General features: G+C 52.4%; 9 protein-coding genes and 2 pseudogenes. 6 read left to right on the top strand and 5 right to left on the bottom strand.

The features are described 5' to 3' along the window. Nucleotides 1–33 precede the first annotated feature (33 nt). Both K3T82_RS28530 and K3T82_RS28525 read right to left on the bottom strand, forming a co-directional pair. Nucleotides 34–735 carry a response regulator gene (locus tag K3T82_RS28530; protein ID WP_420799351.1) on the bottom strand — a complete coding sequence of 234 codons (702 nt, stop codon included), beginning with the start codon at nucleotides 733–735 and terminating at the stop codon, nucleotides 34–36. Nucleotides 736–837: 102 nt separating this feature from the next. Then, a complete protein-coding gene (locus K3T82_RS28525) occupies nucleotides 838–2,220 on the bottom strand; it encodes a sensor histidine kinase (protein WP_220196920.1) in 1,383 nt (460 codons plus the stop codon). Between the two features lie 281 nt (nucleotides 2,221–2,501). On the opposite strand from K3T82_RS28525, the gene K3T82_RS28520 reads away from it, so the two are divergent. Genes K3T82_RS28520 through K3T82_RS28505 form a run of 4 tightly spaced genes read left to right on the top strand, consistent with a single transcriptional unit; the run spans nucleotide 2,502 to nucleotide 7,891 of the window. Next, nucleotides 2,502–3,266 carry an ABC transporter ATP-binding protein gene (locus tag K3T82_RS28520; protein ID WP_220196919.1) on the top strand — a complete coding sequence of 255 codons (765 nt, stop codon included), beginning with the start codon at nucleotides 2,502–2,504 and terminating at the stop codon, nucleotides 3,264–3,266. After that, a complete protein-coding gene (locus tag K3T82_RS28515) occupies nucleotides 3,266–5,803 on the top strand; it encodes an ABC transporter permease (protein ID WP_220196918.1) in 2,538 nt (845 codons plus the stop codon). The genes K3T82_RS28520 and K3T82_RS28515 overlap by 1 nt, the downstream gene beginning before the upstream one ends. A gap of 35 nt (nucleotides 5,804–5,838) precedes the next feature. Beyond that, entirely contained in the window at nucleotides 5,839–6,438 is a 600-nt protein-coding gene (locus K3T82_RS28510) for a hypothetical protein (RefSeq protein ID WP_220196917.1), read from the top strand. Beyond that, the gene (locus tag K3T82_RS28505) at nucleotides 6,422–7,891 is read left to right on the top strand and encodes a S41 family peptidase (protein ID WP_220196916.1); all 1,470 of its coding nucleotides are present in this window, start codon (nucleotides 6,422–6,424) and stop codon (nucleotides 7,889–7,891) included. The genes K3T82_RS28510 and K3T82_RS28505 overlap by 17 nt, the downstream gene beginning before the upstream one ends. A gap of 559 nt (nucleotides 7,892–8,450) precedes the next feature. Here K3T82_RS28505 and K3T82_RS50175 read toward each other — a convergent pair. After that, nucleotides 8,451–8,839 (bottom strand): annotated as a pseudogene (locus K3T82_RS50175) (FAD-binding oxidoreductase); the annotation flags it as partial. Nucleotides 8,840–9,514: 675 nt separating this feature from the next. Between K3T82_RS50175 and K3T82_RS28490 the strand changes: the two are divergent. Beyond that, complete coding sequence (locus K3T82_RS28490; RefSeq protein WP_220196913.1) at nucleotides 9,515–9,916, top strand: hypothetical protein; 402 nt, start codon at nucleotides 9,515–9,517, stop codon at nucleotides 9,914–9,916. Between the two features lie 103 nt (nucleotides 9,917–10,019). Here the strand turns inward: K3T82_RS28490 and K3T82_RS28485 are convergent. Beyond that, nucleotides 10,020–10,563 (bottom strand): annotated as a pseudogene (locus K3T82_RS28485) (AAA family ATPase); the annotation flags it as partial. 6 nt (nucleotides 10,564–10,569) lie between these two features. Continuing rightward, on the bottom strand, nucleotides 10,570–12,369 hold the full coding sequence (gene ltrA, locus K3T82_RS28480; protein WP_220196912.1) for a group II intron reverse transcriptase/maturase: 1,800 nt from the start codon (nucleotides 12,367–12,369) through the stop codon (nucleotides 10,570–10,572). Between ltrA and K3T82_RS28475 the strand changes: the two genes are divergently transcribed. Next, on the top strand, nucleotides 12,257–12,508 hold the full coding sequence (locus tag K3T82_RS28475; protein ID WP_220197514.1) for a hypothetical protein: 252 nt from the start codon (nucleotides 12,257–12,259) through the stop codon (nucleotides 12,506–12,508). The two genes, ltrA and K3T82_RS28475, sit on opposite strands and share 113 nt — an antisense overlap. Nucleotides 12,509–12,818: the final 310 nt, after the last annotated feature.

Below are 12,818 nucleotides of genomic sequence, written 5' to 3'. Positions count from 1 at the left end.
AGGGGGTAGGTGGTCGGTGATACCAGAACTTTGCTAGGGTGAGATCAGTCCTTGCTCAATACCAACGGCCACTGCTGAGATGCGCGAATCCACTCCCAGTTTTGTATAGATGCTTGTGAGATGGGAACTGACAGTACGGATACTGATGCCAAGCCTAGCGGCGATTTCTTTGCTGCGTTCGCCGTGTGCTACCGCCTGTAACAATTCGCGTTCCCGCTCGGTCAAAATGCTCTCTTTCTCTCCCTCAGTGCCTGACGATGGCGGGTAGGGCATATCAGTGGTATGAGCCAGAATGCGGGCCATAATTTCTGGTTGGAGGAGCATATCACCATGAGCCGCCGCGCGAATAGCGTGAAACAATGTCTCGCGGTTGGTATCCTTGAGCAGATAGCCGCATGCGCCTGCCCGCAGCCCGCGCAGCATCAAATCGTCTTCATTGTAGGTTGTCAGGATCACGACCGCAATGTGCGGCCAGCGCTCTCGTATTTGGGCAATCGCCTCCAGACCGTCCATACCGGGCATACGCAGATCCATCAGCACGACATCTGGCTGGAGTTCTTCAATGATACTCATAGCCGTGGCTGCATCCTCCGCATCGCCGAGCATGGTAAAGCCTTTGCCAGCGATCTCCAGCATCATTCGCAGCCCTTCGCGCACGACGAGATGATCGTCAACGACCACGACGCGGATGGTACCCCGTCTTTCATTCATAACTTGATCTGCGTTTTCAAGCATATATGTGTCAACTCTTCTTTCCTCTTTGCAGCAATTTGGAACTGGCGCTTCATGCTCCTGACGAATTTCATCTGGTACCGCTCCAGGCCTTCTCTCTTTGACTTAGTCTCCATACTTGAGGCGCATAGGTGATTTTACGGGCTGTGTCTGAAAAGGCAGGTAGAGGCGCATAGTTGTCCCCTGGCCCGGTTCACTATTGATCAGTAGATGACCATTCATCAGGCGAGCTCGTTCCCGTAGCCCCAGCAGGCCATAATGTCCGGTCATGACCTGTGCGGGGTCAAAGCCAATCCCATCATCTTCTATATCAAAGGTGATTCCCCCGTTCTCAATGCTTGATCGTATCCAGGCCTGACTGGCCTTGGAGTGACGTGCGATATTAGTTAAGCCCTCGCTGACCATACGCAAAAGATGGGTATAATAGTCGCCTGGCAACACCGCTTGTAGGCAACAAGTGCAGGTGATACCAGTCGATCGTGTGAAATGCTGCGCCTCGGCCTCGATGGCCTCAAGAATGTCGCTGGTGGAGATGGGTTCTGTGCGCAGGTCCGTGATGATGGCACGCGCGCTGGTGATGGTGGCTCGCGACCGCGACATTGTCTGTCGAACAATGGCCTGCGCCTGCTCATATCCCTGCTCGGTGAGAAGCGAGTCGATGGTTTCTAGCTGCATCGTCAGGCCAACGAGCCCCTGGGCCAGGGTATCATGCAACTCACGCGCCATGCGCTGCCTTTCGGCGGCCAGTGTCAACTCCTTGACCTGTGTCGCGTAATCTTCGAGCTGTCTATGCGTAGCCTCTAATTCGTGGAGAAGGTGCTGATCTCTCTGGTGAGCCCTGGTTTGTTGAATGTAGAGCATCACGCTGGCACAGACGAACGGAATAAGGTATGAACTTTCCGTGAGCCCCCAGATGAGTTTGGGTTCCATAGGGAAGCTTAGCTGCGTCGGAAACCCAAGCATCCTTATTCCTTGAATAGTAAGGCAAAAAAGCAGACATCCAGTGGCTGTCGCAATGACCAGAGACATCCGTTTGAACAGGAGCATTGCCTCAATAGCCAGTATGAAGCACAGTCCTGAAAGGACGTTATCTTGTCCATCGATCATGAGATAGATGAGCCAGATGCACATCGCCTGGAGTGGAAAATAGAACCATAGATAATGCTGCCTGCCCTTTTGAGTGCTGCTCGTTTTGAATAATGCCAGCCAATGCAGGACGCTATGCAACGCCATTAAGAGCGTAAAAACGAGAAGAGCAAGGATGATGGCGTTGCTATTGTTTTCGGAGAGTGCTTCAACAAAAAACAACGACGAAGCATTTTCGTCTCTGCCTTGCGAGAGCGACGGTAGACGTGGGAGCACATATTGTAGATAGATGAAACCAAGGCAGAGCAAAAGAAACCAGTTCAGCGACCTTTTCTGTTGCCCATGTTGCTCGGTTGCTTCCCCTTCTTTTTTCGTGAAGAGATGAAAAAACATGTTTGCCATAGTGTCCTCGCTCTTTGTACTTGCAAGGTTCGCATTTCAGACATGAGGAGTGGTTGTGCTCAAGTATACCATGGTCTACCCGCGAGACACCACGTCAATTCGCGCAAACACTTCTGCGTATCTCGGCAGATCACCTACCTTTCTCGGCAGATCACCTGCCTTTCTCGGCACCTTCTGGCTTCCGAGTTTCTCGATAGCTTTGTCGTTCACTTCAGGCTACACTTTTGTCCAGGGCAAGCGATTGCCATACATAAGGGATTCTGAAGAAAGAGGTACCCGCAATGGAGTTGGAACGATCTAGCAATATACAACCAAAAGAGGTTGTCATCGAGGCTAGCGATGTTCACAAGCACTATGATACGGGCAAAATCAAGGTGAAGGCTCTGCAAGGAGTGTCTTTGCGCATCCAGCGCAAAGAAGTTGTCGCCATCATGGGACCCAGTGGTTGCGGCAAGACGACCCTGCTCAATTGTCTGAGCGGACTAGATTGGGCGACGGCTGGGACGGTCAAGATTGCGAACCAGGATATTCGTCAGCTCTCAGATCGTCAGCTCACACTCTTGCGTGCCCGCGAGATGGGCTTTGTTTTTCAAACCTATAATTTACTGCCGGTGCTCACCGGGCTGGAAAATGTAGAATTGCCTCTGCTGGTCAGCGGCGTCTCGGCCAGGACGGCACGTACACGCGCGCTCGCCAGCATTGAGCAGGTTGGCTTGCTTGACTGGGCGGGTCAGCGACCAGCAGAGATGAGTGGGGGGCAGCGCCAGCGCTTTGCCATTGCGCGAGCGCTGGCGACAACCCCTTCGATTGTGTGGGCCGATGAGCCTACGGGTGCGCTGGACAGCACGACCAGCCAGGAAATTATTGATTTGATGCTCACACTTAATCGAGAACTGGGCCTGACCTTTGTCTGGGTCACGCATGCGCTTGATGTCGCTCGCCAGGCCAGCCGGATGATCACGATGCGAGATGGCCTGATTAGTAGTGATGTGCTCGTTGAGGCACAAACGGAGACTGGAGCGTTCGAGGGGAAAGGGGTACAGTGATGAATCTCTCCCTGGATCTTTTTGGCCTCTCCGCTACGACCCAGGCCCTGCTACTGGTTGTTCTGGTAGGGGGGAGTTTGCTGATACTTGCAGGGCTGAGTGTGAACAACCCTCTGCTATGGCGGATGGGTGTGCGCAATATCGTGCGTCACCGGACGCAGACGCTTATCATGCTCTCCGGCCTGTTGCTCTCTTCCATGTTTCTAACCACCTCCTTTGGCTTACCAGATAGTCTTGCTCACTCATTGGTAGCTGACCGTTTGCTAAAAGTTGGCGATGTTGATGAGTCTGTTAGCGGTCACTTTACACAAGCCCAGCTTGATAGTGCCCTCACTCAGATTCGACAGCAGGCGGGAGTGCAGGCCGCAACAGCAATCTATCTGAGACCCTTGGGTGTCGATTTTCGTGTTCAGCGAACTGGCGCTACCCAGACCAATCAGTATATTCTGGCGGTCCCGCCTGACTTTGAACATACCTATGGCTCTTTACATAATAGTCAGGGGCAGACGGTGTCGAGCGCGAGCCTACGCCCCGGAGAAGTATTGCTCAGTCGCACAGTCGCAAGGTCATTGGATATCAAGCCGGGCGATCACATTCAGTTGACCATGCATGGGCAGGACGGGACATTAGATGCTCTTGTACGAGACATTCTCTCGAATGACCCGGTCGTGACGGGAGGCGAACTCGCGGCGAATGGGTCCTATCCAGAAATCCTGCTTCCTCTGGAGACGCTCCAGCAGTTCAGCCTGCGCACTACCCATCAAGCGCTGCTCCCTGATATCATCTGTATCAAGAATGCTGGTGGTCCGAAGAACAGCCAGGCCATGCTTACCTTCTTAGAACAGCACTTTCACACACCAACAGATACACATGGTCGGCTCCCCGTCAATTTTAATAGCACGATCATTCACCCTCTCAATCCAAAGTTTGTCGAGTACACTGGTGGGAACCCGGTCGCGAACAAAGGTGATTTCTTGACAACATCGGCTGGCCGACAGGTTGATCTGTTCCTCCCGGTCTGTACGGGACTGCTCATCAGCATGGGTCTCTTGCTCCTGGTGTTGTTGTGCCTGTTCCTGGCGGCGGATCGTCGGATGGAGATGGGCATGGCGCGGGCTATCGGTCTGCAGAGGCATCACCTGGTCCAGGCCCTGCTGATCGAATGTTATGGCTATAGTTTGCTGGCCGTTGTCCCAGGCGTACTGCTTGGCCTGGGTGTCCTGAAACTTGAATTACTCACGCTCTCTACGCTCCCCTCCCTGAGTTTTACCTCTAGCGTGGGTTTTCCGCTTCAGCTCTGGATAAACTGGCAGAGCGTGCTGATGGTGCTGTGTATCGGCGTGCTAACGACGTTTATCGTGACTTGGTTGACTGGCATCTGGATCAGTCATAGTAATGTTGTCACAACCATCCATAACCTGGATGAGGTTCACAGTCAGGCGAGCCTCAAGGACCTTCTGGGCGAATTGAGAACCGCGCCAACCCTGACACTGTATGGTGTCGTTCTCCTGCGGTTGTTCCAGGCGTTCTTCGTGCGCGGTCCGCTCTGTCTCCTGGCGGGTTACGTGGTGCTGCGACTGGGGCAACACCTGGTTGTGGGCTGGCTGGAACAACTAGGTATGAGTGTGCTGATTGGTGGCGCGGGACTGTTCTTTACCTGGCTATGTACTGTCCTCCGTCTACCAGTAGCACCGAGCCGCTGGCTTGGCCGAACACTTATGGGCCTGGGCTGGCTTCTCTATGGCCTTCAGACCGGGGCAGGGACACTGCTCTTCGTTTTTAGCACCACATTGCCACCATCAGGCCAGCTCAACAACGAGGAGCTTATACTTGGCCTCCTGCTCAGCCTGCTCTTGCCGCTGATTGGCCTGGTTGTGCTGGTACTCAACAACAGTGACGGCCTGGCAAACGCATCGCACATCCTACTTCGGCAGGTGCGGGGTCTGGCACCTATCAGCCGCACAAGTCTCTCCTATCCGCTGACCTTTCGCTTTCGTACGGGGGTCGCTGTCTCCCTGCTCAGTCTGGTGCTGTTCCTGGTCATGCTCATCATGACCAACAATTTTGGTATTGGGCAGCAGATGGTGGACACATCCTCCAGCGCGTCAGATGCCCAGTTTATCGCCGCGCAAAATGCCTACACAATGAGCATTACACGGTTTCTCGTCTCATACCTGGTCATCGGGATCCTCTTTAGCGCGGTGTCGATTGGCATCATTGCGATTCGTGCCGTAGCCGAGCGGCGGCAGCAGATCGGTATGCTACGGGCGCTTGGCTTCTCACGCATACTGGTGCGGCGCTCGTTCTTGTTGGAAACAAGTTTTATCGTGACATTGAGTCTGCTCATTGGCACAACCCTGACCTGGTGGCTGGTCTCGCAGATTGCCTACGCCACCTCGAAAGACTTCTCAATCCCGCTGCTTCCAACGCTTGGCCTCTTGTTGGGCTGCTACCTGGTGTCGTTTGTTTGCACCTTCATTCCCGCTCAACAAGCCTCTGGCATCACCCCCGCCGAAGCGTTGCGCTACGAAGACTAGAGACACAGTTGAGAGAGCAAGAGAAGGAGGAAGAGATGCTGAACAAAGATGAACATCACGCGAACCTGCTCCAGCAAAAGCCACAGCGGCAACAGAAATTGCGCCTAGCGCCTTTTCTGTTCCTGCTGGGAGGGATGGTTATTCTGAGCGTTCTGCTCCTGGCAGGCTGGCAAGTATACATCACGAACACAGCCCCTTCGAGCACAGGAAACATATCAACCCAGCATGATGATCCTGTCCATAAGCCCTGGGATGATTACCCTGATGTGTACTGGCAGACACTGAGAGCGCAGATGGCTCAGAGATTGCATATGAGTGAGCAGCAAATAAGAGACAACTTACACGCAACCCTGCTTGCGAATAATTCTGCCGATGGGAACAAGACAAACATCAGTTCAGCCGATGCTGCGAAATGGATGAAAGATCTTGCCAGCGCGCACGGCATTTCACAGGAGCAGCTCCATATCATCGAGCTGACCGCGGTTCGACAGGCCCACAAGACCCTGGTCGATCGGCATAAGTTGACACAGCAGCAGGCAGACGAGAATATGCGCAAGATGAACCAGGATGACTTAAACTTTCATATGGTAGATGCCTTTTCTGGAGGAGACGATACAAATGGTACAAAGCAGTGAACAGCCGCAGCGTGAGGGACAAGAGACAAGGGTGCCTCTCCCCAGCAGGCAATGGTGGCAGCGCGATAGTGTCACGTTGGTGCGTCTACTGATTACAGTGGTGCTGATCGCAGCGGGTTTCTGGTATCTCGCGTGGCGAGCGGCACCTCCCACCGTGTTTGGTCTGGCATCGTGCGATGCTGGTCCTACACCATTTGCGCCAAATACAGTTCTGGCTGCCAGCAGTGTACACACCATAAAACAGGCGTATAACTGTATTCTCGATAGATATCCAATCCCCCTCGATCACCAGAGGCTACTCCAGCATGCGATGATCGGTATGGTAAACTACCTTGTGCAAAAGCACCAGGATCAACGTAGCGCCGTCTTGCCTGCACTGACGGGTGATCGTCAGAAGGATTGGCAGGCGTTTGAGCGGACATATACGGCGATGACCGCGCATCGTTCGTTGAATCAGCGAGAATGTGTTGCCGCAGCGATATTAGAGATGGTGAACAGTTTGCATGATAACCACGCCTATTACCAGCCAGCCCCGACGGGCGGGAACCCTGCCGGACGTGTGCAACCTGGCACCCGGATCGGGCTGGGCATTCGCCTCATCGTCGATCCCGACCAGTTCATGGATGCCTTACCTCCGCTCTCTATTCTCCAGGTTGATTCGGGCAGCCCTGCGGAGAAGGCTGGTGTGCGTCCTGGTGATACGGTTGTTACCGTCAATGGGCTCCCCACTTATATCGGCCAGCAACCAGTGCAGCAGGCCATCCTCCAGCTCTCTGCCCAGGCACCTGTGCAGCTACAGATACAGCATCCCGGATCTGATAAGATCATAAGCGTACATCTGACCCCTGCCGCTTTCCCAGCCGAGCCCCTCGTCACCACACGGATGCTGCCAGGGAACACCCTCTATGTGCATTTCACCGCCTTTGAGCGAGGTGTCTATGAGCAGATCCACAGCGCCGTGCAAGAGGCGGGAGCGCAACTCAAAGGCGTCATTCTCGATCTGCGTGGCAATGGTGGGGGAGATGTCGAGGAACAGAGGCGCGTGATCAGTCTGTTTGTTCACAACCAGATCATTGCCTCCTTTGTTGATAAACAGGGGCAGCGTACAGATCAGAAAACAGATGAGAGTATACCGCTGCTCCACGTCCGGCTTGTTGCTCTCATTGATCGAGGCTGCGCTTCTGCCTGTGATGCGACCGCGATGGATATTCGTGATCTCCACCTGGGACGGCTGGTGGGAGAAAGAACGGCTGGTGTGGTCTCTGGACCATCGAGCGGGTTCTTTCTCGACGATGGGAGCGTCGTGATCGTCCCTGTTACATTTATGCAAGGGCCTGCTGGAGAGATCATCGATGGTATTGGCGTGCCACCTGACGATGAAGTGCGCCCCACACAGATAGACCTGGCTAGAGGTCGTGATCCTGTTCTTGAGAAAGCATTGGAGGCATTCTAACATGTAGTCCATTGTTGTTTGATACATATCTTGGCCTCTACGACAATAAAATTGTCAAAAAGAAAAACGTGGCCAAGATATGGTCAATCGGCTGTTCTACGAGAACAAAGACCTGTTTCAATGCTTGGCGCTAAGAATACTCCTGTTCTTCAATAGATGGGCTGAAATTTGCAGAAGCACTAGATAACAGCAAAAGAAGCAAAAATAGGGAAGGGTACAGGTTGCGCGAGCATCTCAATTGACAAAGACCAAATCGCGACCAACGTCAGCCATCGACGTTCTTCCTTGGCAACACCAGACTACTTCCCCTCAAACACCCTGAGTGCGGCGTCCCTATGATTCCAGTTGCGATGTCTGCACAGCAACCTTGTCTGTCTCGTTTTGTCGCGTCTCTGGGCTTGATCCAGTTGGACTGTTTCGGCAAGCCTGTCCCCCTGCTCCGGGCGTACCATTCATCGACCCTCCCTTTCCCCTCCTGGAGCGTCTTGCGCGGTGGGAAGGCATTTCCCTGCCGTCCGTATGGGATCGAACCAACTTTCATCATCTCGTACGGCCAGCTCAAGCCACAACCACAACTACCGGGAGGGTTCTCTCCTCCGCTAGGAATGGCGTACCCGATCTTCCCCAGCGCTGTGACCACCGCTCCTTGCGTGGCCCCAGTCTGGACCGTCGCGACCTCTGCGCTTGTATCAACGTGAATCTGGTTCATATCACTCACGTCAATGACGACCCATCATCCAGCGATGACCATCCTTCCAGGCAGTGTCGACCGCTTCGTGCTCGCAAGGCGACATGGTGTTCCCGGCACCAACTGAGCGCATTCACAACATCCTGCACGTTTTGACAAAAGACGATGACGATGGGGAACTTGGAGAACTGTCTGGCCCAGCCCAAACGAGCACTATCATACTCTGGGCTATTGGGAAAGACAAGACGCCTTGTTAGCTTGGTCCCCCTCACCAGGTCCTCCATCGTGAAGGGCAGCCATGGCACGATCATCGAGACCAAGCTATTGGGAGTCCTTCCAAACAGCTGGTTCCTGCGAGGGCTGCCAGAGCCTGGAGAGCCTTTCGCCGCGAGGTCGGAGCTTTGGCGATTGCATCAAATCGAGTTGATTTCATCTTCGTTTGCACCTTTTGGAGGATGTGAGCATGACGTTCTTACATCCGTATGTCTAGCAGACAGTTACATAAATAAGCAGCTTTTTTACAGCGAATAACAATGGAGAGCGTTGTTTTCCTTTCATCGTTACGGCAAAGACACTATCTACTGGCAGTCTAGCCTGTGGGCAAAAAAGAGAAATCTACCTATTTTTACTTAGAGAGGAAGTTTCATGCAAAAGGGAATTTTACTGCCTTGCGAACAAGATTGCTCTATGGGTAGCACGTGCTCCATCAGTGAAAGAGGCAAATGCTGAAAATAGCTGAAGCTTAGCACGGCAACTAGGCTTCCATTTTTGTTGTCCTTTTCCCAAATTTCTTGTGTTTGTCTTCAGTTTTATAAAAAAAAGGAGACCTGGAAAAGAAATTGTAGCGTTCCCCCCTTTAGGCTTAGAATGTTCGGTTGCATCGGATGAGATGTGTTAAATACGCTTTAGAACTTCTCATCCAAAGGGAGGATTATATGGAATTTTCAGTTCGTGCGAAGCTTGTGTGCCTGACTGTCTTCGGCAGCTTACTCGCCCTCTTGCTGCTCCTTGGGACGGCCCATTCGGCATCAGCTGCCAGTGTCAAGACCAACGTGCCAACGAAAATTGCAATGCCTCTGCCAGATGGTCCAGGCTATGGTGGCTATGGATCTTCCGCTCCCAGCTATAGTGGCTATGGATCTTCCCGTCCGTATTCCTATGGTGGGTACTCTCGTCCGTACTCCTATGGCGGGTACTCTCGTCCGTATTCCTATGGTGGATATTCCCATCCGTATTCCTATGGTGGGTACTCTCGTCCGTACTCCTATGGTGGATATTCCCATCCGTACTCCTATGGTGGATATTCCCATCCGTACTCCTATGGCGGCATGCGCTAAGAAGAACCTGCACATGGTGAGTAGGTAGTCATGACCGGGTCACTCGTACTCTGTCAAAGCACAAGAGAGAAGGGCGGTGTCAGCCTCTCTACACTCCCTTCTCTCACCTCAGACTGCACACCTTCTGAAGCTCCCCGTGCTCAAGCAGCGGGGGTTCCAGAGGTTCGGCCCACGCTTCCAGTTCTTCTCCCTCAAGGAGAAGAACTGGCTCTCATGGAGGTTCCTCTGAGCTTTCGGGCAGACGCGCTCTGGCTCGAGTCACACCCAAGCTTTGGGGTAGGATCTGCCCCTCTTTCGCACGTTGGATGAGACACTCGTGTGCTGCCCGCAGGCGCGCCTCCGCACCCTCCCAATACGGCTGGTATCGGGCACACGAGGGAATGGGATCTCTTGGATCAAGGTAGGCAGCCAGGAAGGCCGAATAGAGGTCGCGTTGTACAGGGTCCACACCATATGCACACTGGTGCCACCGCTCTCAGAGCGGTTTCTTCACCCGCCTGCCACAGCCATGACACCATTGGCTCAGCGCGGTGGTGCGCGTGGGAATGCGCCACCAGGGTGCCGCCCGTGCTTGCAACCCCCACAGGGGGCACGGCGGTGCTCCTCAAGCATGCTACAAACATCCCTGGGGCTCGCAGACCCACACTATTAACCTAAGCAGAGGAGTCACCTCCTCTGCTCGGCTTCAGAACCGTGCTTGAGATTTTCACCTCACACGGCTCCTCAGTTGTACAGTCATTGTCATTGATGCTCGTCTTTTGCAACCTCGCGTGTCTTTCGTCATGGCAGTGTCGATGAATTGCCATGAGATTGTGCAGTACATCGTTGCTGTGATTGCAATCGATGTGGTCAATTTCTATCAGGTCACCCTCTCGAAATATGAGTTCACACCACCTACATTTGCCCTGTTGTTTTCGTAAGAGCTTTGCGAGTTTGCCTTTTGTCATGGAATGGTTTGCTATTCGCTGGCTCCAATAGACCAAGTTTCCATCGTAAGGGCTTGCTGCTCCTTTGACTTTCACATGCCTTTTGATTACTGTGTCGCGGTGGTTTTTCAGGTTGAGTTCTCCATTCCCAAAGACCCAATGGCGTTCTCCTACTGTTTTCCAGTATTTTTCCGTTCTCCATTGTGTGTTCTTGTGTGGATGCCTGAATTTTGCCCATGAACGCAGTTTTTGGTAGACCAGATGATCGCATTTCTGGTAGGTCTCTTTCGAGACCACCGTTTGATAGTATCTTGACCATCCTACGATTTTAGGATTTAACTCCGCAATAAGCTTCTCTTGTGGTGCTCCTTTCAGTGATCGTACCACTTGTTGAATGTCTCGGAGGTGTCGTTTGACTTTTTCTTTCTCTGGCTTAATAATGGTTTTAAACCCGAGAGGTTTTCCGTGTCCATTCTTCCCCGTGTGCGTTTTCCCTACGGGAAATTGTCGGATGGTGAAGCCCAGAAAGTCAAATCCAGCTGGACCTCCTCGTGCTTTGAGTGTATGGGCGATTTTTGTTTTACTTGGTTTTAGCTCTAACCCTATGGTTTGTAACCACTGTATGGCTAGTGTCTGGGCTTTCTTTACTCCTTCCTCTGTCGGGTGTAACACCACAAAATCATCAGCATATCGGATGACTTGAGGAATACCCTCCTTGGGCTTATATGCGCTTGTTATGGTCGTTTCTAGTCCGTGTAATGCAATATTTGCCAGTAATGGAGAAATTACTCCTCCTTGCGGAGTTCCTGCTTCTGTTTTCACAAACATTTCATTTTCAATCGCACCCGCTTTTAACCATGTTGTGATCGCCTGAGTCAGTTGTGGATAGGTCGTAAGTTTCCTTATCAGTTCTTCATGGTTGATGTTGTCAAAACAACCTGCAATATCAGCATCTAGCACAAATTTTCCTTTGTGTTTGATGCTGATAAAGATTGCATCGATCGCGTCATGGCAGGAACGACCGGGACGAAAACCATAACTATTGATCTCGAACTTGGCCTCCCATTCTGGTTCAAGGGCAAGTTTGACGAGCATTTGTCGCGCTCGCTCCGAGAGAACGGGAATGCCTAATGGCCTTTTCTCTTGCTTTCCCGGTTTCGGAATGTGGATTCTTCGGACGGGGGGCGATTTTTCGGGCCATTGTTGAGGATGGATGTGTTTCACAAGATCAAGTCTTTGTGCCGGTTTGACTGATTTTACTCCGTCAATCCCAGCCGTCTTTTTTCCCTGATTATCCTGCGTCACCTTTCGTACCGCCAGGGTTCGGGCTGCTTCCGACTTGATCAGCAGTTTCTGAAGTTTCTGTACTGCTCTTTGGTTGCCTTGTTGACTCGCTCGGAAAATGCGCTTTTGGATGCGGAAGCAATGTTTCTCTAGCTTGCGCCAGGGAATGCTGCTCCAAGCCTCACTCTCAGGGTCATTGGCCTTCTTTGAGGTTTTGATCCTGGATGCTTTCCTCTCTGCCATCGTACTTGTGCCTTTTCCTTCTGTACTACCGCGCTTACGTCAGCATATCCTGGACGTTACTCCAGGCATTCGCTTTTTAAGCGATCTCGCCAGGAGAGGCATACGGTTGGCACCTGCTCATGGTATCGACCTCCCTTGAGAGCCTTGACCTGGTTATTCCGTTCCTGTTACCTGTTTTGCGCTATCGTAGGTCTGCACTATCCACCGATGAACTCTTTGGGTGATGAGAAGAGCGGCAAAAATCCCTTCTCCAGTTCATGTTCCCTTTTTGGGCAAGCCTCTTATTCTGCGTAGGCTTGGTACAGTTAACGATGGTTCTTTCATGCATTCGTTTCATCCGTCTTGTTAGACGAACTGCTGACCGTAATAGCCTGCTAGAAGAGATCAACAGGGCAGACTCCTGTCTTATCCTCATTTAAACCCGCTTTGGAGATTGATGACCAGTCGCT

This window comes from Ktedonospora formicarum, from assembly GCF_016587355.1.
Classification (GTDB): Bacteria; Chloroflexota; Ktedonobacteria; order Ktedonobacterales; family Ktedonobacteraceae; genus Ktedonobacter; species Ktedonobacter formicarum.
The sequence above is the reverse complement of the archived record's forward strand: the minus strand, read 5'-3'. Positions and strand labels throughout refer to the sequence as shown.

Excerpts from the sequence above, each read along its gene's own strand:
- K3T82_RS28530 (WP_420799351.1), bottom strand. The coding sequence starts at position 735 with ATGCTTGAAAACGCAGATCAAGTTATGAATGAAAGACGGGGTACCATC.
- K3T82_RS28525 (WP_220196920.1), bottom strand. The coding sequence starts at position 2,220 with ATGGCAAACATGTTTTTTCATCTCTTCACGAAAAAAGAAGGGGAAGCA.
- K3T82_RS28520 (WP_220196919.1), top strand. The coding sequence starts at position 2,502 with ATGGAGTTGGAACGATCTAGCAATATACAACCAAAAGAGGTTGTCATC.
- K3T82_RS28515 (WP_220196918.1), top strand. The coding sequence starts at position 3,266 with ATGAATCTCTCCCTGGATCTTTTTGGCCTCTCCGCTACGACCCAGGCC.
- K3T82_RS28510 (WP_220196917.1), top strand. The coding sequence starts at position 5,839 with ATGCTGAACAAAGATGAACATCACGCGAACCTGCTCCAGCAAAAGCCA.
- K3T82_RS28505 (WP_220196916.1), top strand. The coding sequence starts at position 6,422 with ATGGTACAAAGCAGTGAACAGCCGCAGCGTGAGGGACAAGAGACAAGG.
- K3T82_RS28490 (WP_220196913.1), top strand. The coding sequence starts at position 9,515 with ATGGAATTTTCAGTTCGTGCGAAGCTTGTGTGCCTGACTGTCTTCGGC.
- K3T82_RS28475 (WP_220197514.1), top strand. The coding sequence starts at position 12,257 with ATGCGGAAGCAATGTTTCTCTAGCTTGCGCCAGGGAATGCTGCTCCAA.
- ltrA (WP_220196912.1), bottom strand. The coding sequence starts at position 12,369 with ATGGCAGAGAGGAAAGCATCCAGGATCAAAACCTCAAAGAAGGCCAAT.